Source organism: Citrobacter sp. RHBSTW-00887 (assembly GCF_013728095.1).
GTDB lineage: Bacteria > Pseudomonadota > Gammaproteobacteria > Enterobacterales > Enterobacteriaceae > Citrobacter > Citrobacter braakii.
Genome location: NZ_CP056267.1, coordinates 3276329 through 3296095, shown reverse-complemented (window position 1 = coordinate 3296095; position 19767 = coordinate 3276329). Strand labels below are relative to the sequence as shown.

At 53.3% G+C, this 19767-nt stretch carries 18 protein-coding genes; 16 read left to right on the top strand and 2 right to left on the bottom strand.

What is annotated here, in order from left to right; all coding sequences use genetic code 11:
• Window positions 1-2: 2 nt before the first annotated feature.
• The 9 genes from flgD (at window position 3) to flgL (ending at window position 9060) form a co-directional block, all read left to right on the top strand.
• The gene (gene flgD, locus HV314_RS15815) at window positions 3-701 is read left to right on the top strand and encodes a flagellar hook assembly protein FlgD (protein ID WP_016152627.1); all 699 of its coding nucleotides are present in this window, start codon (window positions 3-5) and stop codon (window positions 699-701) included.
• Window positions 702-727: 26 nt separating this feature from the next.
• Complete coding sequence (flgE, locus tag HV314_RS15810; protein WP_016152628.1) at window positions 728-1981, top strand: flagellar hook protein FlgE; 1254 nt, start codon at window positions 728-730, stop codon at window positions 1979-1981.
• A 20-nt stretch (window positions 1982-2001) separates the two neighbouring features.
• Entirely contained in the window at window positions 2002-2757 is a 756-nt protein-coding gene (locus HV314_RS15805; protein ID WP_016156188.1) for a flagellar basal body rod protein FlgF, read from the top strand.
• 13 nt (window positions 2758-2770) lie between these two features.
• Entirely contained in the window at window positions 2771-3553 is a 783-nt protein-coding gene (gene flgG / locus HV314_RS15800) for a flagellar basal-body rod protein FlgG (protein ID WP_003036202.1), read from the top strand.
• Window positions 3554-3610: 57 nt separating this feature from the next.
• Window positions 3611-4309, top strand: coding sequence for a flagellar basal body L-ring protein FlgH (locus HV314_RS15795; protein ID WP_046274759.1), 699 nt, complete (start codon window positions 3611-3613; stop codon window positions 4307-4309).
• Between the two features lie 33 nt (window positions 4310-4342).
• The gene (locus tag HV314_RS15790) at window positions 4343-5419 is read left to right on the top strand and encodes a flagellar basal body P-ring protein FlgI (RefSeq protein WP_019076467.1); all 1077 of its coding nucleotides are present in this window, start codon (window positions 4343-4345) and stop codon (window positions 5417-5419) included.
• Window positions 5419-6369 carry a flagellar assembly peptidoglycan hydrolase FlgJ gene (flgJ, locus tag HV314_RS15785; RefSeq protein WP_016152632.1) on the top strand — a complete coding sequence of 317 codons (951 nt, stop codon included), beginning with the start codon at window positions 5419-5421 and terminating at the stop codon, window positions 6367-6369. Before HV314_RS15790 ends, flgJ begins: the two co-directional genes overlap by 1 nt.
• A 64-nt stretch (window positions 6370-6433) precedes the next feature.
• Entirely contained in the window at window positions 6434-8092 is a 1659-nt protein-coding gene (gene flgK / locus HV314_RS15780; RefSeq protein ID WP_181546095.1) for a flagellar hook-associated protein FlgK, read from the top strand.
• Window positions 8093-8106: 14 nt separating this feature from the next.
• A complete protein-coding gene (gene flgL / locus HV314_RS15775) occupies window positions 8107-9060 on the top strand; it encodes a flagellar hook-associated protein FlgL (protein ID WP_016152634.1) in 954 nt (317 codons plus the stop codon).
• A 242-nt stretch (window positions 9061-9302) separates the two neighbouring features.
• Here flgL and rne read toward each other — a convergent pair whose 3' ends face one another.
• On the bottom strand, window positions 9303-12551 hold the full coding sequence (rne, locus tag HV314_RS15770) for a ribonuclease E (RefSeq protein WP_181546093.1): 3249 nt from the start codon (window positions 12549-12551) through the stop codon (window positions 9303-9305).
• A 698-nt stretch (window positions 12552-13249) separates the two neighbouring features.
• On the opposite strand from rne, the gene rluC reads away from it, so the two are divergent.
• Entirely contained in the window at window positions 13250-14203 is a 954-nt protein-coding gene (gene rluC / locus HV314_RS15765; protein WP_049259723.1) for a 23S rRNA pseudouridine(955/2504/2580) synthase RluC, read from the top strand.
• 91 nt (window positions 14204-14294) lie between these two features.
• On the opposite strand, the gene HV314_RS15760 is transcribed toward rluC, so the two are convergent.
• Window positions 14295-14879: a Maf family protein gene (locus HV314_RS15760; protein WP_016152637.1), complete on the bottom strand. Its 585-nt coding sequence runs from the start codon at window positions 14877-14879 to the stop codon at window positions 14295-14297.
• Between the two features lie 197 nt (window positions 14880-15076).
• On the opposite strand from HV314_RS15760, the gene yceD reads away from it, so the two are divergent.
• From yceD to fabG, 6 genes are all read left to right on the top strand, one after another.
• Entirely contained in the window at window positions 15077-15598 is a 522-nt protein-coding gene (yceD, locus tag HV314_RS15755) for a 23S rRNA accumulation protein YceD (RefSeq protein WP_003036239.1), read from the top strand.
• Between the two features lie 16 nt (window positions 15599-15614).
• On the top strand, window positions 15615-15788 hold the full coding sequence (gene rpmF, locus HV314_RS15750; RefSeq protein ID WP_003036242.1) for a 50S ribosomal protein L32: 174 nt from the start codon (window positions 15615-15617) through the stop codon (window positions 15786-15788).
• A gap of 122 nt (window positions 15789-15910) precedes the next feature.
• Window positions 15911-16990 (top strand): phosphate acyltransferase PlsX, encoded by a 1080-nt coding sequence (gene plsX / locus HV314_RS15745; RefSeq protein WP_071601761.1) that lies wholly within the window; start codon window positions 15911-15913, stop codon window positions 16988-16990.
• A gap of 77 nt (window positions 16991-17067) precedes the next feature.
• Complete coding sequence (fabH, locus tag HV314_RS15740; protein ID WP_181546091.1) at window positions 17068-18021, top strand: beta-ketoacyl-ACP synthase III; 954 nt, start codon at window positions 17068-17070, stop codon at window positions 18019-18021.
• A gap of 15 nt (window positions 18022-18036) precedes the next feature.
• Window positions 18037-18966 (top strand): ACP S-malonyltransferase, encoded by a 930-nt coding sequence (gene fabD, locus HV314_RS15735; protein ID WP_016152640.1) that lies wholly within the window; start codon window positions 18037-18039, stop codon window positions 18964-18966.
• Window positions 18967-18978: 12 nt separating this feature from the next.
• Window positions 18979-19713, top strand: coding sequence for a 3-oxoacyl-ACP reductase FabG (gene fabG, locus HV314_RS15730; RefSeq protein ID WP_016152641.1), 735 nt, complete (start codon window positions 18979-18981; stop codon window positions 19711-19713).
• Window positions 19714-19767 lie beyond the last annotated feature (54 nt).

Here is a 19767-nt window from a genome sequence, read left to right as displayed (position 1 = left end):
ACATGTCTATTGCTGTAAAAATGAATGACCCGAGCACGACGGGTGTGAATGACGCAACGGGGAAGAGTTCGCTGACGGGCAGCAACGCCGCGGACCTGCAAAGCAGCTTCCTTACGCTGCTGGTGGCACAGCTGAAAAACCAGGATCCAACCAACCCGCTGCAAAACAACGAACTGACCACCCAGTTGGCGCAAATCAGTACCGTGAGCGGAATTGAGAAACTGAACACCACGCTGGGATCGATCTCCGGGCAGATCGACAACAGTCAGTCGCTGCAGGCCAGTACGCTGATTGGCCACGGTGTCATGATCCCAGGTACCACCATCCTGACCGGTAAAGGTACGGAAGAGGGCGCAAAAACCACCACCACGCCGTTTGGCGTTGAACTGCAGCAACCGGCAGATAAGGTTACCGCAACCATTACCGATAAAGACGGCAAGGTGGTACGCACCATTGATATTGGTGGGTTGAAAGCGGGCGTTCATACCTTTACCTGGGACGGCACCATGACCGATGGCACGGATGCGCCAAGCGGTTCTTACAACGTGTCAATTGCTGCCAGTAATGGCGGAACACAACTGGTGGCTCAGCCGCTTCAGTTTGCGCTGGTGCAGGGCGTTATTCGCAGTAACGGCGGTAATACGCTGGATCTGGGCACCTATGGAACCACCACCCTCGACGAAGTACGGCAGATCATTTAAGCCTTCACACTTATCAGGAGTAAGTCATGGCCTTTTCACAAGCGGTCAGCGGTCTGAACGCTGCAGCGACCAACCTCGATGTCATTGGTAACAACATCGCCAACTCCGCCACCTATGGTTTTAAATCCGGTACGGCCTCTTTTGCCGATATGTTCGCCGGTTCTAAAGTGGGTCTGGGCGTTAAAGTTGCGGGCATTACCCAGGACTTTACCGACGGTACCACTACTAACACCGGTCGCGGGCTGGATGTCGCTATCAGCCAGAACGGTTTTTTCCGCATGGTAGACAGCAACGGTTCCGTTTTCTACAGCCGTAACGGTCAGTTCAAGCTCGATGAAAACCGCAATATCGTCAACATGCAGGGGCTACAGCTGACGGGCTATCCGGCTACCGGTACACCGCCAACGATACAGCAAGGTGCTAACCCGGCGCCGATCACTATCCCGAATACGCTGATGGCGGCTAAAACCACCACGACTGCGTCAATGCAGATCAACCTGAACTCCACTGACAAGGTGCCAACGAAGACCCCGTTTAATCCCAGCGATGCGGATTCCTACAACAAAAAAGGCACCGTTACCGTTTTCGATAGCCAGGGTAACGCCCATGACATGAATATTTTTTATGTCAAAAATGCGCAGAGCAACACCTGGGAAGTTCACACACAGGATGCTTCAACCGGAGCCGCTGCAAAATCAGCAGGGTTTATGCGCTTTAATGAAAATGGTGTGTTCTTAGGGATTAGCGCCACAGCCGCCGAGGCGGTACCAACGCCTCCTACCGTCTGGCCAAAGGAAATCAACATCACAACCGGGCAGATTAACGGTGCTGATGCGGCAAATTTCTCTCTGAGCTTCCTGAACTCCATGCAGCAGAACACTGGCGCCAACAACATCGTTGCCACGAATCAGAATGGCTATAAGCCGGGCGACCTGGTGAGCTACCAGATTAACAATGACGGTACTGTGGTCGGTAACTACTCCAACGAACAGCAACAGGTTCTGGGGCAGATCGTGCTGGCAAACTTTGCCAACAACGAAGGTCTGGCTTCTCAGGGTGACAACGTCTGGGCAGCCACGCAGTCTTCCGGCGTGGCGCTGCTGGGTACCGCAGGCGAGGGTAACTTCGGCAAGCTGACCAACGGCGCGCTGGAAGCATCAAACGTGGATTTGAGTAAAGAACTGGTGAATATGATCGTCGCCCAGCGTAACTATCAGTCGAACGCGCAGACAATCAAAACCCAGGACCAGATCCTCAACACGCTGGTCAACCTGCGCTAAGCGCCTGACGGGATGGCTTAATGGATCACGCAATTTATACCGCCATGGGCGCGGCCAGTCAGACGCTGAATCAACAAGCGGTGACGGCCAGCAACCTGGCAAACGCCTCAACGCCGGGTTTTCGTGCGCAACTCAATGCGCTGCGCGCGGTTCCCGTTGAAGGATTGTCTTTACCGACGCGTACGCTGGTGGTGGCCTCCACGCCGGGGGCCGATATGACGCCGGGTCAGATGGACTATACCTCACGTCCGCTGGACGTGGCGCTGCAACAAGATGGCTGGTTGGCTGTGCAGACCGCGGACGGTAGCGAAGGATATACCCGAAATGGCGCCATTCAGGTAAGCCCTACGGGGGAACTGACCATTCAGGGACACCCGGTGATTGGCGAAGCCGGACCAATAGCCGTACCGGAAGGTTCAGAAGTCACCATTGCGGCAGACGGCACGATCTCGGCGCTCAACCCTGGCGATCCGGCTAACACCGTTGCGCCAGTTGGGCGACTGAAACTGGTGAAGGCCACGGGGAGTGAAGTGCAACGTGGCGATGACGGTATGTTCCGTCTGACTCAGGCCGCGCAGGCTACCCGTGGCGCTACGTTACAGGCCGACCCCAGCATTCGCGTTATGTCGGGTGTGCTGGAAGGCAGTAACGTTAAGCCGGTAGCCGCGATGAGTGACATGATCGCCAACGCCCGTCGTTTCGAAATGCAAATGAAGATTATCAGTAGCGTGGATGATAACGCGGGTCGTGCCAACCAACTGCTGTCGATGAGTTAATACAGGACATTTTATGATCAGTTCATTATGGATCGCCAAAACCGGCCTGGATGCGCAGCAAACCAACATGGATGTGATTGCCAACAACCTGGCAAACGTCAGCACCAACGGATTTAAGCGTCAACGTGCCGTTTTTGAAGATCTGTTGTACCAGACGATTCGCCAGCCTGGCGCCCAGTCTTCTGAACAAACCACACTGCCGTCTGGTTTGCAGATTGGTACCGGTGTGCGCCCGGTCGCGACCGAGCGTTTACACAGCCAGGGGAACCTGTCGCAGACCAACAACAGTAAAGATGTGGCGATTAAAGGGCAGGGCTTTTTCCAGGTCATGCTGCCTGATGGCACATCCGCCTACACCCGTGACGGTTCTTTCCAGGTGGATCAGAACGGCCAACTGGTGACTGCGGGGGGTTTTCAGGTTCAGCCAGCTATCACCATCCCGGCTAACTCGCTCAGTATCACCATTGGACGCGACGGTATCGTCAGCGTAACCCAGCAGGGCCAGGCAGCACCGGTTCAGGTTGGGCAGCTTAACCTGACTACTTTTATGAACGATACCGGTCTGGAAAGCATTGGTGAGAATCTGTACACCGAAACGCAGTCATCCGGTGCGCCGAATGAGAGCACTCCGGGGCTGAACGGCGCGGGTCTGCTGTACCAGGGTTATGTTGAAACCTCTAACGTCAACGTGGCGGAAGAGCTGGTAAACATGATCCAGGTTCAGCGCGCTTACGAAATCAACAGTAAAGCGGTATCGACCACCGATCAGATGCTGCAAAAACTGACGCAACTCTAAAGTGTGGCCCGGTGGGGTGAAAGCCTCACCGGCACACTGATTTTGAAGATGACCGCAATGCGAAAATACGCGCTTCACCCATACCCAATTTTAGCCCTGTTGGTAGTTTCACTGACAGGATGCGCCTGGATCCCGGCCACGCCCCTCGTGCAGGGCGCAACGTCTGCCCAGCCTGTTCCTGGCCCGACGCCAGTGGCGAATGGATCAATCTTCCAGTCGGCCCAACCGATTAACTACGGTTATCAGCCGCTATTCGAAGACCGCCGTCCGCGCAATATTGGCGATACGTTGACCATCGTATTGCAGGAAAACGTCAGCGCGAGCAAAAGTTCTTCGGCTAATGCCAGCCGTGACGGCAAGACCAACTTTGGTTTTGATACCGTACCGCGTTATTTGCAAGGACTGTTTGGCAACGAGCGTGCTGACGTAGAAGCTTCAGGCGGTAACTCCTTTAACGGTAAAGGCGGCGCGAACGCCAGAAATACCTTCAGCGGTACGCTGACCGTAACGGTCGACCAGGTACTGGTGAATGGCAACTTACATGTTGTGGGTGAAAAACAGATCGCCATTAATCAGGGCACTGAATTCATTCGCTTCTCCGGGGTCGTTAACCCGCGCACCATCAGTGGCAGCAACTCCGTACCGTCAACTCAGGTTGCGGACGCACGTATTGAGTATGTCGGCAACGGCTACATCAATGAAGCGCAGAATATGGGCTGGTTGCAGCGTTTCTTCCTTAACTTGTCGCCGATGTAAGCGAGGTAGCCAGTGTTTAAATCTTTAGTTGGAATGGTGCTGGTGCTGATAACCACCTTTGCGCATGCCGACCGTATTCGTGACCTGACCAGCGTTCAGGGCGTGCGGGAAAACTCGTTGATCGGTTATGGGCTGGTGGTCGGTTTGGATGGCACGGGTGACCAGACTACCCAGACGCCGTTTACTACGCAAACGCTCAACAACATGCTTTCGCAGTTGGGAATTACCGTGCCAACCGGCACCAATATGCAACTGAAAAACGTGGCGGCGGTGATGGTGACCGCGCAATTCCCGGCCTTTGGTCGTCAGGGGCAAACCATTGACGTGGTGGTCTCTTCCATGGGGAACGCCAAAAGCCTGCGCGGCGGAACGTTGCTGATGACCCCGCTGAAAGGGGTCGATAGCCAGGTATATGCGCTGGCGCAGGGGAATATTCTGGTAGGCGGTGCAGGCGCGGCTGCGGGTGGCAGCAGCGTGCAGGTAAACCAGCTCAATGGCGGACGTATTACCAACGGCGCGACCATCGAACGTGAATTACCCAGCCAGTTCGGCGGCGGTAACACCATTAATCTGCAGCTCAATAATGAAGATTTCACTATGGCGCAGCAGATAACCGACACCATTAACCGTTCGCGCGGCTTTGGTAGCGCCACTGCGCTGGACGCCCGGACGATTCAGGTACGCGTGCCAAGCGGCAACAGTTCGCAGGTGCGTTTCCTTGCTGACATCCAGAATATGGAGGTGAATGTCACGCCGCAGGATGCGAAAGTGATTATCAACTCGCGCACCGGATCCGTTGTCATGAACCGTGAAGTCACGCTGGATAGCTGTGCCGTCGCGCAAGGCAACTTGTCGATAACGGTAAACCGCCAGGCGAACGTCAGCCAGCCGGATACACCGTTTGGCGGTGGACAGACCGTGGTGACACCTCAAACCCAGATCGATCTGCGCCAGAGCGGCGGTTCGCTGCAAAGCGTGCGTTCCAGCGCCAACCTGAACAATGTTGTGCGTGCGCTTAATGCGCTAGGGGCAACGCCGATGGATCTGATGTCCATTCTGCAATCGATGCAGAGCGCGGGATGCTTACGCGCCAAACTGGAAATCATCTAATGATTGGTGACAGCAAACTGCTGACCAGTGCCGCCTGGGATGCGCAATCACTGAACGAACTGAAAGCGAAAGCGGGTCAGGACCCGGCGGCGAATATCCGCCCGGTTGCCCGTCAGGTTGAAGGGATGTTCGTACAAATGATGCTGAAAAGCATGCGTGAAGCGCTGCCGAAAGATGGCGTTTTTAGCAGTGATTCAACACGTTTGTATACCAGCATGTATGACCAACAAATTGCGCAGCAGATGACCGCAGGTAAAGGTCTGGGACTGGCTGAAATGATGGTTAAGCAGATGACTGAAGGGCAGGCGCAACCCGCAGACGATGCGCCGCAGGTGCCAATGAAGTTCTCTCTGGAAACGGTGACCAGCTATCAAAACCAGGCGCTGACGCAACTGGTCCGTAAAGCCATTCCCCGCGCGACGGAAAGCAATGATGAGCCGCTGTCAGGTGACAGCAAAGACTTCCTCGCCCAGCTATCGCTGCCGGCTAAGCTGGCAAGTCAGCAAAGCGGGGTTCCACATCATCTGATTCTGGCGCAGGCGGCGCTGGAGTCCGGATGGGGGCAGCGACAAATCCGCCGTGAGAACGGTGAACCGAGCTTTAACATTTTTGGCGTGAAGGCTTCGGGAAGCTGGAAAGGCCCAACCACCGAAATCACCACCACCGAATATGAAAACGGCGAGGCGAAAAAGGTGAAAGCCCGATTCCGCGTCTATAGCTCTTACCTTGAGGCACTGTCGGATTATGTCGGTCTGATATCGCGTAACCCGCGCTATGCGGCGGTAACCGCCGCTGCTACCGCCGAGCAGGGGGCACAGGCTTTGCAGAATGCCGGTTACGCGACTGACCCTAACTATGCGCGTAAATTAACCAGCATGATCCAGCAGTTGAAATCGATGAGCGAAAAAGTGAGCAAAACCTACAGTACGAATATCGATAATCTCTTTTAAATAGCTCAAGTCTACCAACCTGCTGCCGATAATAACGAGTATTGAAGGATTACAAGGAACCTCCATGTCCAGCTTGATTAATAACGCGATGAGTGGACTCGCCGCAGCGCAGGCCGCGTTGAATTCTGCCAGTAATAACATCTCCAGCTATAACGTTGCCGGATACACCCGTCAAACGACAATTATGGCGCAAGCGAACAGCACGCTGGGTGCGGGGGGCTGGGTTGGCAATGGCGTCTATGTTTCTGGCGTACAGCGCGAGTATGACTCCTTTATCACGAATCAGTTACGTGCCGCGCAGAACCAAAGCAGCGGCCTGACAACGCGCTATGAACAAATGTCGAAAATCGACAATCTGCTCTCCAGCAAAACCAGTTCCATTTCGACCTCAATGCAGGACTTTTTTACCAGCCTGCAAACGCTTGTCAGTAACGCGGAAGACCCGGCGGCGCGCCAGGCGCTGATCGGTAAAGCTGATGGTTTAGTCAACCAGTTCAGAACAACTGACCAGTATCTGCGCGATCAAGACAAGCAAGTTAATACTGCGATCAAGGCCAGCGTTGACCAGATCAACAACTATTCAAAACAGATTGCCAGCCTCAACGATCAGATTTCCCGTCTGACCGGCGTCGGTGCGGGCGCATCGCCTAACGATTTACTCGACCAGCGCGACCAACTGGTCAGTGAACTGAACCAGATTGTCGGTGTAGAAGTCAGCGTTCAGGACGGTGGGACTTACAACATAACCATGGCGAACGGCTATTCACTGGTGCAGGGCAGCAATGCACGCCAGCTGGCGGCTGTGCCCTCCAGTGACGATCCCAATCGTACCACAGTGGCCTACGTCGACGGGGTTGCCGGCGAGGTTGAAATTCCCGAAAAACTGTTGAATACCGGTTCACTGGGCGGGCTGTTGACCTTCCGTTCTCAAGAGCTTGACCAGACGCGTAACACGCTGGGCCAACTGGCGTTGGCGTTTGCCGATGCGTTTAACACCCAGCATAAAGAGGGTTTTGACGCGAACGGCGATCAGGGTAAGGATTTCTTTGCTATCGGTAGCCCGGCAGTATTCAACAACGCTAAAAATACAGGAACAGGATCGTTAAGCGCGAAGATTACCGACAGCTCTGCTGTACAGGCGACCGATTATAAAATCGTTTATGACGGGACGGACTGGCAGGTTACTCGCCTGGCGGATAATACCAGCTTCAAAGCTACCGTTACCGGTGGGAAGATGTCCTTTGACGGGATGGAAATCACCGTAAATGCTGGCGCAAAAGCAAATGACAGCTTCACAGTGAAACCTGTCAGTAACGCCGTTGTTGATATGAAAGTCATTGTGACCGATGAGTCGAAAATCGCCATGGCCCAGGTCTCAAAAAATGATCCGGACCCGGATATTGATAAGGGAAAAAGCGATAACCGTAACGGTCAGAAACTGCTGGATCTGCAGACCAAAGCTACCGTGGGTAATAAGACCTTCAACGATGCTTATGCCACGCTGGTAAGCGATGTCGGGAACAAAACCGCGACGCTGAAAACCAGCGCCATTACCCAGAACAACGTGGTAACGCACCTTTATAAGCAGCAGCAGTCTATTTCCGGCGTCAACCTCGACGAAGAATACGGTAACTTACAGCGCTACCAACAGTATTACCTGGCTAACGCGCAAGTGCTGCAAACCGCAAATGCGCTGTTTGATGCACTGATTAATATTCGCTAAGGGAGAGGGACACAATGCGTATCAGCACCCAGATGATGTACCAGCAGAATATGCGTGGCATCACTAACTCTCAGGCTGAATGGATGAAGTTCGGCGAGCAGATGTCAACGGGCAAACGTGTGATCAACCCATCTGACGATCCGATCGCCGCCTCGCAGGCCGTGGTGCTTTCTCAAGCACAGGCGCAGAACAGCCAATATACGCTGGCGCGTTCATTTGCGACGCAAAAAGTATCGCTGGAAGAGAACGTACTGAGTCAGGTAACGACGGCAATTCAGACCGCGCAGGAAAAAATTGTCTATGCCGCGAACGGCACGTTAAGCGATGACGACCGTGCATCGCTGGCCACCGACCTGCAAGGGATCCGCGATCAACTGATGAACCTGGCGAACAGCACCGACGGTAATGGACGCTATATTTTTGGCGGATATAAAACAGAATCTGCACCGTTTGCTCAGGCAGATGGCGCTTACAGCGGCGGTACAACAAATGTGACCCAGCAGGTCGATGCCTCCCGTACCATGGTGATTGGTCATACTGGCGATAAAGTATTTGTTAATCTGACCAGTAATGCCGTACCGGAACCAGGCGGCGGTACTCAGGAAAAGAACCTGTTCAAAATGCTGGATACCGCTATTGATGCGCTCAAAACCCCTATTGAGGGCAATGACGCGGCAAAAGCTACCGCCTCTGCAGCCATTGATAAAACCAGTCGTGGCCTGAAAAATTCATTGAATAACGTGCTTTCTGTTCGTGCAGAATTAGGGACTCAGCTCAGCGAGTTAAGTTCACTGGATTCACTGGGCGCCGATCGCGCATTGGGCCAGACTCAGCAGATGAGCAATCTGGTGGATGTTGACTGGAACGCAGCAATTTCGTCCTACGTGATGCAGCAGGCCGCACTGCAGGCATCGTACAAAACGTTTACCGATATGCAGGGAATGTCGCTATTTCAGCTGAACCGGTAACACACTTTTGAACATATCTTGAAACTGGATATGTTTGTCTGCCCGCTCCTTTAACACCCCGGAGCGGGCATTTTTTTAGGCCACTGTTATTTTCTCAGCGACAGATTCCCCGTTACTCTTATTACCCGCGCAATCGCACCGCTAAAGATTGCCAGCGTAACCACGCCTTCTCAGTTTGCCAGTGCGTAGAGCAGAGATAAAAAAAAGCCGACCCGAAGGTCGGCTTTGATGTTGATTATGACTTACTCAATGGGCTGCGGGCGCGTTGCTGGCGCAGTCGCCTGGTGCGTGGCGCTGTGTCCACCTGCGGCACCTTTACCTTCAAAGGCGAATTCCGGGCGTTGCCAGTCACTATGACGCGGCGCTTCAGGCACATACTCTGGTGCCGGAGCACGGGTCATCGGGGCGGCCGCGTGGCTGTGAAGATGTTCTGCGTCAACGCGGGTTGCGACAACTTCAGCCTTAACGACTGCGTCTTCGACGACCGGTGCGGCAACAACCTCTTGCGGCGCGGCAACTTCTTCAACCACTGGCGCTGTTTCCACAACCTCGGCAATCTCTTCAGCCACTTCAGGCTGAGAAATAACAACCTCCGCAGATTCTTCGACAACCGGCGCAGCCACTATTTCAGCGACAGGTTCGGCTTTCGCCGCGGTATCCTCAGCAACAGGCGCGTCAGATTCAGCGATAATTTGCGGTTGTTCCTCGACCGGAGTAGCGATGACTTCCGGATGCGTGGTTTCAACGACGGTAGCCTGAGGTTCAGCAATGACCACCTCTGACTGTACGGTTTCAACCGACGCAGGGGCGTTCACAATATGCTCAACGGCAGCTGCAGCAACCTGAGGCTCTACGGCGACAGGTGCAGTTTGCCCCTGAACCGTTTCCTGCTCGCGCTGCTCTGCAACCTGCTGATCCTGAGGACGAGCAACAGGGTAGCGGATCCAGACTTTACCGGACGCTAATTCTGGAGATGCGCAGGCAACCGTTAACGGCATAGGCGACTGAACCGGGTAACGCTCGTCACGATAGCGACGACGGCGTTGTCCACTGACGCGCAGATGGCGAGGTGAGCGACGGGAACGACGCGGCATACCATTAGAGTCACGCGCTTCGCTGTTGTCTTCCTGCTCAGTCGCAACGACGGCAGGCAGATCAACTTTCGCCAGTTCAGTACGCTGTGCCGGTACGGGCTGTTCAGTTGGCTGAGCGACAGCCGTTTCAGCGACCACCTCGACAGTAGCAACTTCGGCTTCAACAGCCGGGCTGTCTGTGTAACGAACTTTCTGAGTCAGCTGACGCTGTTTACGGCGAGTCTGAGGCTGACGAACGCGCTCTTCCTGCTCGGTATCCTGCGCAGGTTGTTCTGCCAGGTTCAGCTCTTTAACTTCCTGCTGCGCCTGACGCTTATCATCGTTGCGACGGCGGTTGCGCTCGCGACGCGGAGCCTGCTGGTCATCACCGGATTTCGCTTTGTCGGCGACCTCAGTAGACTGCTGGCGGTTATCGCGCGCTTCCGCATTTTGCTGCTGCGACTGACGGCGGTTACGGCGGTTGTCTTCACGGTTTTCGCCGCTTTCTGAACGCTCGTTACGGTTATCACGCTCGCCACGGTTGTCGCGATTATCACGACGATCGTTACGGTCGCGACGATTGTTCTGACGCGGTTTACGACGATCCTGCTGGCGATCGGTTTTCTCTTCAGCTTTCGGCGCAGGTTGTTCAACCGGTTTCACTTCTTCGCTACCGCTGAAGATGGACTTCAGTGCGCCGAAGAAACGGCTAATCAAACCTGGCTGTGCGGCGACGGCCGCGGTCGCTGCTGCGGCTTTAGGCGCGGCGGCCTTCGCAGTAGGTTCCTGCAAAGCAGGGGCTGGCGGCACCTCTGGCATAGCAAAGGTGGCCAATGCCGGCTGCTCTGGCTGTTTACGCTCGACGAACTCTTCTTCCGTCGGCAATGCCATCGCTTCTTCATGCAGTTTCGGCAGCAGGTAGCTCAGGGTTGGTGTTTCTTCCCCTTTGCGTACGCGCAGCACGGAGTAATGCGGGGTTTCCATCTGATCGTTTGGCACAATCACACAGCGCACGCCATTCTGACGCGTCTCGATGGCATTTACCGCGGTACGTTTTTCGTTGAGCAGGTAGGATGCGATCGGCACAGGAACAATAGCGTGAACTTCCTGCGTATTTTCTTTCAGCGCTTCTTCTTCGATCAGACGCAGAATAGACAGCGACAGTGATTCGTTATCACGTACGGTACCCGTGCCGGAGCAGCGTGGGCATACGTGATGGCTGGATTCACCCAGCGACGGGCTCAGACGCTGGCGGGACATCTCCAGCAGGCCGAAGCGAGAAATATGGCTAATTTGAATACGCGCTCTGTCCTGGCGCACGGCTTCACGCAGACGGTTTTCAACCGCACGCTGGTGACGAACCGGCGTCATATCAATGAAGTCGATTACAATCAGGCCGCCGAGGTCACGCAGACGCAACTGACGAGCAATTTCATCGGCTGCTTCAAGGTTGGTGTTGAACGCAGTTTCTTCGATGTCGCCGCCGCGGGTCGCGCGTGCGGAGTTGATATCGATGGCGGTCAGCGCTTCTGTGCTGTCGATAACGATTGAGCCGCCGGACGGCAGACGCACTTCGCGCTGGAACGCGGACTCAATTTGAGATTCGATTTGATAGTGGCTGAACAGCGGGATTTCACCGGTGTACAGTTTGATTTTGCTGCTGAAATCCGGACGACCCAGCGCGGCGATGTGCTGACGCGCCATCTCCATAACTTTCGGGTTGTCGATGAGGATTTCGCCGATGTCCTGACGTAAATAGTCACGGAATGCGCGAACGATAACGTTGCTTTCCTGATGGATCAGGAACGGAGCAGGGCGGCTGTCAGCGGCTTTTTGAATCGCTTCCCAGTGCTTCAGGCGGAAACTCAGGTCCCACTGCAGCGCTTCGGCAGATTTGCCGACACCTGCGGTACGCACGATAAGCCCCATGCCATCAGGCAGTTCCAGGCTTGCCAGCGCTTCTTTTAATTCGGTACGGTCGTCGCCTTCAATGCGACGGGAGATGCCGCCCGCGCGCGGGTTGTTCGGCATCAGAACCAGATAACTACCTGCCAGGCTGATAAAGGTGGTCAGCGCAGCACCTTTATTGCCGCGTTCTTCTTTATCGATCTGAACAATGACTTCCTGACCTTCGCGCAACACGTCTTTAATGTTGGGACGACCATGGGAGTTGTAGCTAGCGGGGAAGTATTCGCGGGCAATTTCTTTTAACGGGAGGAAACCGTGACGTTCAGCGCCGTAATCAACAAAAGCAGCTTCCAGACTCGGTTCAATACGGGTAATTTTGCCTTTATAGATGTTGGCTTTTTTCTGTTCGTGTCCAGGACTTTCGATATCCAGATCGTACAGACGCTGCCCATCTACAAGGGCGACACGCAACTCTTCCTGCTGAGTCGCGTTAATTAACATTCTTTTCATCGTAACTTACTCATTATTCTTACATTGACGACTAAGCTGCGGGCAGAGTAATGCCTTTCCGGGTGTGAACCGATGGCCTCGTGTCTATTCGCGTCGCCAACCTCACGGTTATCGTCAGCTCAAAGAGGCGCAGAGTGTCGGTTGCCTGTATTTCATACGGAAACACAGCGCAATTATCAGGGGAACAGTCTGGGTGTTACTCTCCAGAGAAGCTTCCATTGTGCTTATCGTCTTTCACGCTGTGGGTGCGTTGGCTTCATCTTCTTACCCCAACCACTTACAGGAGTAAGCACCTGGGGTTCCCAGACTTGCCGCCTTCCTACAACGCGAAATCTATAGAGCACTTACCGGTAAGGACTGCAACCCGCAGCCCGCTAACTGCCTGAAAGATCAATACGTCTTACGCCATTGCTGCGTTGATGATCGGTCGGGCAAAATTGGGTCATTCCGGAAAAGGTCTTGTTTTAACAAGATTCAACACGGAAACAACCTCATTATTCCACTGCTAACCTTGTTATAGCAAGATGACTTTTGCCATTTATCACCCGGTTACTCACAGTTTTTTCACTTCCGCATAGTGATTGCTTTAATAACCACCAAATCGGCTATGTAAAACTTAAGTAATAAGGTATAGCAGTTAATATAAGCATAGAAAAATGTGTGGCGCGAATCTTGATGGCTATTTAAAATCGGCCCCCATGAAAACAGAGACTCCAGCCGTAAAAACAGTTGCCATTACTGCCGACGAAGCAGGGCAACGCATCGACAACTTTTTGCGCACCCAGCTCAAGGGCGTGCCGAAAAGTATGATTTATCGCATTTTGCGTAAAGGCGAAGTGCGGGTGAACAAAAAACGCATTAAGCCCGAGTACAAACTCGAAGACGGGGACATTGTGCGTATTCCACCTGTACGTGTCGCTGAACGTGAAGAAGAGGCCATTTCACCGAATTTGCAGAAGGTCGCGGCACTGACCGATGTCATTTTATATGAAGATGACCACATTCTGGTGCTTAACAAGCCTTCAGGTACGGCCGTGCATGGTGGAAGCGGGTTAAGCTTTGGCGTCATTGAAGGCTTACGAGCGCTGCGCCCGGAAGCGCGTTTCCTTGAGCTGGTGCATCGCCTCGACCGGGATACCTCCGGCGTGCTGCTGGTGGCCAAAAAACGATCTGCCTTGCGTTCGTTGCATGAACAACTGCGTGAAAAAGGCATGCAGAAAGACTACCTCGCGTTGGTACGCGGCCAGTGGCAGTCGCATGTCAAAACCGTGCAGGCCCCGCTGTTAAAGAACATTCTGCAAAGCGGCGAGCGTATCGTGCGGGTGAATCAGGAAGGCAAACCATCGGAAACACGCTTTAAAGTGGAAGAGCGTTACGCGTTTGCTACGCTTGTGCGCTGCAGTCCCGTGACCGGACGCACGCACCAGATTCGCGTGCATACGCAATATGCCGGACATCCGATTGCCTTTGACGACCGCTATGGCGATCGTGAGTTCGATAAGCAACTGGCGGATACCGGGCTGAGCAGGCTCTTTTTGCACGCCGCAGCGTTGAAATTTACTCATCCGGGGACGGGTGAAGTAATGCGTATTGAAGCACCAATGGATAAGCAATTGAAGCGCTGCCTCGAGGTGTTACGCAGTAAAGGCTGATGCGCAGTGATATTATCGCGCATTACCTGTAGGCCTGATGGCGCTGTGCCTATCAGGCCTACAGGATTAGGCCTGTACAGCCGTCAACCCGTCAGGCTTTTAACGGGTTCATATCTTCTCGTCGCAGCATTTGACACAGTGCGATTAGCGGCAAACCGATTAAGGTATTTGGGTCGCGACCTTCCAGGCGCTCAAAAAGTGCAATGCCCAATCCTTCGCTTTTAAAACTACCGGCACAATGCAGCGGGCGCTCTTTGCGCACGTAATCTTCAATTTCCGTTTCGCTTAAATGACGAAAATGCACGTCGAACGGTTCAACTTCAGTTTGTAAATGTCCGGTCGCAGAATTATACAGCGCCAGTCCGGTATAAAACGTCACAATATTGCCACGGGCTTTGAGTAACTGCTGGCGTGCATTTTCTTCTGTTAACGGTTTGCCGGTTATTTCACCATCGAGAACACAAATTTGATCGGAACCAATAATAAGGTGCGATGGATAACGGTGGGCGAGAGATTGCGCTTTTTTCTGCGCCAGTCGCAAGACTAAGTGCCGGGGGGCTTCGCCTGGTAACGGCGTTTCATCAACCTCTGGTGCTGCGCATTCGAACGGGATTGCCAGTTTTTCTAGTAAAGCGCGACGCCAGGGAGAGGTAGAAGCAAGAATAAGTTGAGGCATATTTTTTCCCTCGCATATAGCGTATTGATGAGAGCCATTTTAAACTATGGACTTCGTCCTACAAGCTGGCTGTAATGGCTTGTGTTGAGCGATTTTAAGTCGATGACCCGCAATGTGTGCGAATTATTGGCAAAAGGCAACCACAGGCTGCCTTTTTCTTTGACTATATGACGTTACAAAGTTAATATGCGCGCCCTATGCAAAAGGTAAAATTACCCCTGACTCTTGATCCGGTTCGTACGGCTCAGAAACGCCTCGATTATGAAGGTATCTATACTTCTGATCTGGTTGAGCGTGTCGCCGATTCTGTAGTCAGTGTGGACAGTGATGTGGAATGCTCCATGTCGTTCGCTATCGATAACCAGCGCCTTGCCGTTATAACCGGTGATGCAAAGGTGTCGGTTACGCTCGAATGTCAGCGTTGCGGGAAACCGTTCCCACTTCATGTTCACACAACATATTGTTTTAGTCCTGTCCGTTCTGACGAGCAGGCTGAAGCACTCCCGGAAGCGTATGAGCCGATTGAGGTTAACGAATTCGGTGAAATCGATCTGCTTGCAATGGTTGAAGATGAGATTATCCTCTCCTTGCCGGTAGTTCCGGTGCATGATTCTGAACACTGTGAAGTGTCCGAGGCGGACATGGTCTTTGGCGAATTGCCTGATGAAGCGCAAAAACCAAACCCATTTGCCGTATTAGCCAGCTTAAAGCGTAAGTAATTGAGGAGTAAGGTCCATGGCCGTACAACAGAATAAACCAACCCGTTCCAAACGTGGCATGCGTCGTTCTCATGACGCTCTGACCGCAGTCACCAGCCTGTCTGTAGACAAAACTTCTGGTGAACAACACCTGCGTCACCACATCACTGCCGACGGTTTTTACCGTGGCCGTAAGGTAATCGCTAAGTAATCACGCATGACTCAATGACTTTCCTGCTACGGTGAGAAAGACAAAGAGTACACGCGTGATGAAGCTTAGTGAGGCTTTCCCCGGGTAACTGGGGAAACACCTAACCGGGCAGCGACGATATCTTGACACGTCTAACCCTGGCGTTAGATGTCATGGGGGGAGATTTTGGCCCTACCGTGACAGTGCCTGCAGCATTGCAGGCACTGAATTCTAATTCGCAACTCACACTTCTTTTAGTCGGGGATCCCGATACAATCACGCCATTACTTGCCAAAGCTGACTTCGAACAACGTTCACGTCTGCAGATTATCCCTGCTCAGTCAGTTATTGCCAGTGATGCCCGGCCCTCGCAAGCTATTCGCGCCAGTCGTGGAAGCTCAATGCGTGTTGCCCTGGAGCTCGTGAAAGAAGGACGAGCGGAAGCCTGTGTGAGCGCCGGTAATACAGGTGCGCTAATGGGTCTTGCGAAGTTATTGCTCAAACCCCTTGAGGGGATTGAGCGTCCTGCGCTGGTGACGGTTTTACCCCATCAGCAAAAGGGCAAAACGGTGGTGCTGGATTTGGGCGCCAACGTGGATTGTGATAGCACGATGTTGGTGCAATTTGCCGTCATGGGTTCCGTGCTGGCAGAAGAGGTGGTTGGAATTGCCAATCCCCGTGTTGCGTTGCTCAATATCGGTGAGGAAGAAACCAAGGGTCTCGACAGTATTCGGGATGCTTCTGCAGTGCTAAAAACAATCCCTTCTATCAATTATATCGGCTATCTTGAAGCCAATGAGTTACTGACTGGCAAAACTGATGTGTTGGTCTGTGACGGCTTTACAGGTAATGTCACATTAAAGACGATGGAAGGTGTTGTCAGAATGTTCCTTTCACTGCTGAAGTCTCAGGGTGAGGGCAAAAAACGGTCGTGGTGGCTGCTGTTATTAAAACGTTGGTTACAAAAAAGCCTGACAAGGCGATTTAGTCACCTCAACCCCGACCAGTATAATGGCGCCTGTCTGTTAGGATTGCGCGGCACGGTGATTAAGAGTCATGGTGCGGCCAATCAGCGAGCATTTGAAGTCGCGATTGAACAGGCAGTGCAGGCGGTGCAGCGACAAGTTCCTCAGCGAATTGCCGCTCGCCTGGAATCTGTATACCCAGCTGGATTCGAACTGCTGGACGGTGGCGAAAACGCAAACTCGCGAGCACACAGATAACCGTGCGTTTGTGAATGCTGCCAACGTATCAGCGATTTGCTCGTGGCGGTATATAACCAAAAAGTGACTGAGCGTACATGTATACGAAGATTATTGGTACTGGCAGCTATCTGCCTGAACAAGTGCGTACTAACGCCGATTTGGAAAAAATGGTTGAGACATCTGATGAGTGGATCGTCACTCGCACAGGTATCCGTGAACGCCATATTGCAGCGCCAAATGAAACAGTTGCGACGATGGGCTTTGCCGCCGCAAACCGTGCAATTGAAATGGCGGGCATCGACAAAGAACAAATTGGTCTGATTGTGGTTGCCACCACATCATCCACACACGCATTTCCAAGTGCGGCATGCCAGATCCAAAGTATGCTGGGGATCAAAGGCTGTCCGGCGTTTGACGTTGCAGCCGCTTGTGCCGGTTTCACCTACGCCCTGAGCGTTGCTGACCAGTACGTTAAGTCTGGCGCAGTGAAGCATGCTCTGGTGGTTGGCTCAGATGTCCTCGCTCGTACCTGTGATCCAACCGATCGCGGGACGATCATTATTTTCGGTGATGGCGCAGGTGCCGTTGTACTGAGCGCATCAGAAGAGCCCGGCATTCTTTCTACGCATCTGCACGCTGATGGTCGCTATGGCGAACTGTTGACGCTGCCTAATGTCGATCGCGTGAACCCGGAAAACCCGATCCACCTGACGATGGCGGGTAACGAAGTATTTAAAGTCGCGGTGACCGAGCTTGCACACATCGTTGATGAAACGCTGGAAGCAAATAATCTCGATCGTTCTGCACTGGACTGGCTGGTACCGCATCAGGCAAACCTCCGCATTATTAGCGCAACCGCGAAAAAGCTGGGTATGTCGATGGATAATGTTGTCGTGACGCTCGACAGACATGGCAATACCTCCGCGGCCTCCGTACCGTGCGCGCTGGACGAAGCCGTCCGCGACGGGCGTATTAAAGCTGGGCAGTTGATATTGCTTGAAGCCTTTGGTGGTGGATTCACCTGGGGCTCTGCGCTGATTCGTTTCTAGTATAAGGATTTAAACATGACGCAATTTGCATTTGTGTTCCCGGGGCAGGGTTCCCAGACCGTTGGGATGTTGTCTGAAATGGCAGCAAACTACCCAATTGTTGAAGAAACTTTTGCTGAAGCATCAGCTGCGCTGGGCTATGATCTGTGGGCGTTGACTCAGCAGGGACCGGCCGAAGAGCTGAATAAAACCTGGCAGACGCAGCCAGCACTGTTGACTGCCTCTGTTGCGCTTTATCGCGTATGGCAGCAGCAGGGTGGTAAAACACCTGCGCTGATGGCTGGTCACAGCCTGGGCGAATACTCTGCGCTGGTGTGTGCGGGTGTTATCGGTTTTGCCGATGCCGTACGTCTGGTTGAACTGCGTGGCAAATTCATGCAGGAAGCGGTACCGGAAGGCACTGGCGGCATGTCTGCTATTATCGGTCTGGACGACGCTGCTATCGCTAAAGCGTGTGAAGAGTCTGCCGAAGGTCAGGTGGTTTCACCGGTAAACTTTAACTCACCGGGTCAGGTGGTTATTGCCGGGCATAAAGAAGCCGTAGAACGTGCCGGCGCAGCCTGTAAAGCGGCTGGCGCTAAGCGTGCTCTGCCACTGCCGGTCAGCGTTCCTTCTCACTGCGCGCTGATGAAGCCTGCTGCTGAGAAACTGGCTGTTGAACTGCAAAAAATCACTTTTAACGCGCCGACTGTTCCGGTTGTGAACAACGTCGACGTGAAGTGCGAAACAGATGCAGACGCTATTCGCGATGCGCTGGTTCGCCAGCTGTACAGCCCGGTTCAATGGACTAAAACCGTTGAATTCATGGCGTCCCAGGGCGTAGAGCACCTGTATGAAGTTGGTCCGGGCAAAGTTCTGACCGGTTTGACGAAACGTATTGTTGACACCCTGACTGCTTCGGCACTGAATGAGCCGGCGGCATTATCTGCGGCGCTAGAGCAATAAAAGAGGAAGACCATGAGTTTTGAAGGAAAAGTCGCGCTGGTTACCGGTGCAAGCCGTGGCATTGGCCGCGCAATTGCTGAAACACTCGTTGCCCGTGGCGCGAAAGTTATCGGTACTGCAACCAGCGAAAGCGGTGCGCAGGCCATTAGCGATTACTTAGGTGCAAATGGTAAAGGTCTGATGTTGAATGTGACCGATCCGGCATCTATCGAATCTGTTCTGGGAAATATTCGCGCAGAATTTGGTGAAGTCGATATCCTGGTCAATAATGCCGGGATTACTCGTGATAACCTGTTAATGCGCATGAAAGATGATGAGTGGAACGATATCATCGAAACCAACCTGTCATCTGTTTTCCGTCTGTCAAAAGCGGTAATGCGAGCTATGATGAAAAAGCGTCATGGGCGTATTATCACTATCGGTTCTGTGGTTGGTACCATGGGAAATGCGGGTCAGGCTAACTACGCTGCGGCGAAAGCGGGTCTGATCGGCTTCAGTAAATCACTGGCGCGCGAAGTTGCGTCTCGTGGCATTACTGTAAACGTTGTTGCTCCGGGTTTTATTGAAACGGACATGACGCGTGCGCTGTCTGATGATCAGCGTGCGGGTATTCTGGCGCAGGTTCCTGCGGGTCGCCTTGGCGGCGCTCAGGAAATCGCCAGTGCGGTTGCATTTTTAGCTTCTGACGAAGCAAGTTACATCACAGGTGAGACTTTGCACGTCAACGGCGGGATGTACATGGTTTAACCACGAGATAAAAAAATTTGCGTTATTAGGGTGAATGCCCTCAAAATAACGTAA

Bases quoted from the DNA above. Each gene is read 5' to 3' on its own strand.
- flgD (WP_016152627.1), top strand. From the start codon at position 3: ATGTCTATTGCTGTAAAAATGAATGACCCGAGCACGACGGGTGTGAAT.
- flgE (WP_016152628.1), top strand. From the start codon at position 728: ATGGCCTTTTCACAAGCGGTCAGCGGTCTGAACGCTGCAGCGACCAAC.
- HV314_RS15805 (WP_016156188.1), top strand. From the start codon at position 2,002: ATGGATCACGCAATTTATACCGCCATGGGCGCGGCCAGTCAGACGCTG.
- flgG (WP_003036202.1), top strand. From the start codon at position 2,771: ATGATCAGTTCATTATGGATCGCCAAAACCGGCCTGGATGCGCAGCAA.
- HV314_RS15795 (WP_046274759.1), top strand. From the start codon at position 3,611: ATGCGAAAATACGCGCTTCACCCATACCCAATTTTAGCCCTGTTGGTA.
- HV314_RS15790 (WP_019076467.1), top strand. From the start codon at position 4,343: ATGGTGCTGGTGCTGATAACCACCTTTGCGCATGCCGACCGTATTCGT.
- flgJ (WP_016152632.1), top strand. From the start codon at position 5,419: ATGATTGGTGACAGCAAACTGCTGACCAGTGCCGCCTGGGATGCGCAA.
- flgK (WP_181546095.1), top strand. From the start codon at position 6,434: ATGTCCAGCTTGATTAATAACGCGATGAGTGGACTCGCCGCAGCGCAG.
- flgL (WP_016152634.1), top strand. From the start codon at position 8,107: ATGCGTATCAGCACCCAGATGATGTACCAGCAGAATATGCGTGGCATC.
- rne (WP_181546093.1), bottom strand. From the start codon at position 12,551: ATGAAAAGAATGTTAATTAACGCGACTCAGCAGGAAGAGTTGCGTGTC.
- rluC (WP_049259723.1), top strand. From the start codon at position 13,250: ATGAAAACAGAGACTCCAGCCGTAAAAACAGTTGCCATTACTGCCGAC.
- HV314_RS15760 (WP_016152637.1), bottom strand. From the start codon at position 14,879: ATGCCTCAACTTATTCTTGCTTCTACCTCTCCCTGGCGTCGCGCTTTA.
- yceD (WP_003036239.1), top strand. From the start codon at position 15,077: ATGCAAAAGGTAAAATTACCCCTGACTCTTGATCCGGTTCGTACGGCT.
- rpmF (WP_003036242.1), top strand. From the start codon at position 15,615: ATGGCCGTACAACAGAATAAACCAACCCGTTCCAAACGTGGCATGCGT.
- fabH (WP_181546091.1), top strand. From the start codon at position 17,068: ATGTATACGAAGATTATTGGTACTGGCAGCTATCTGCCTGAACAAGTG.
- fabD (WP_016152640.1), top strand. From the start codon at position 18,037: ATGACGCAATTTGCATTTGTGTTCCCGGGGCAGGGTTCCCAGACCGTT.
- fabG (WP_016152641.1), top strand. From the start codon at position 18,979: ATGAGTTTTGAAGGAAAAGTCGCGCTGGTTACCGGTGCAAGCCGTGGC.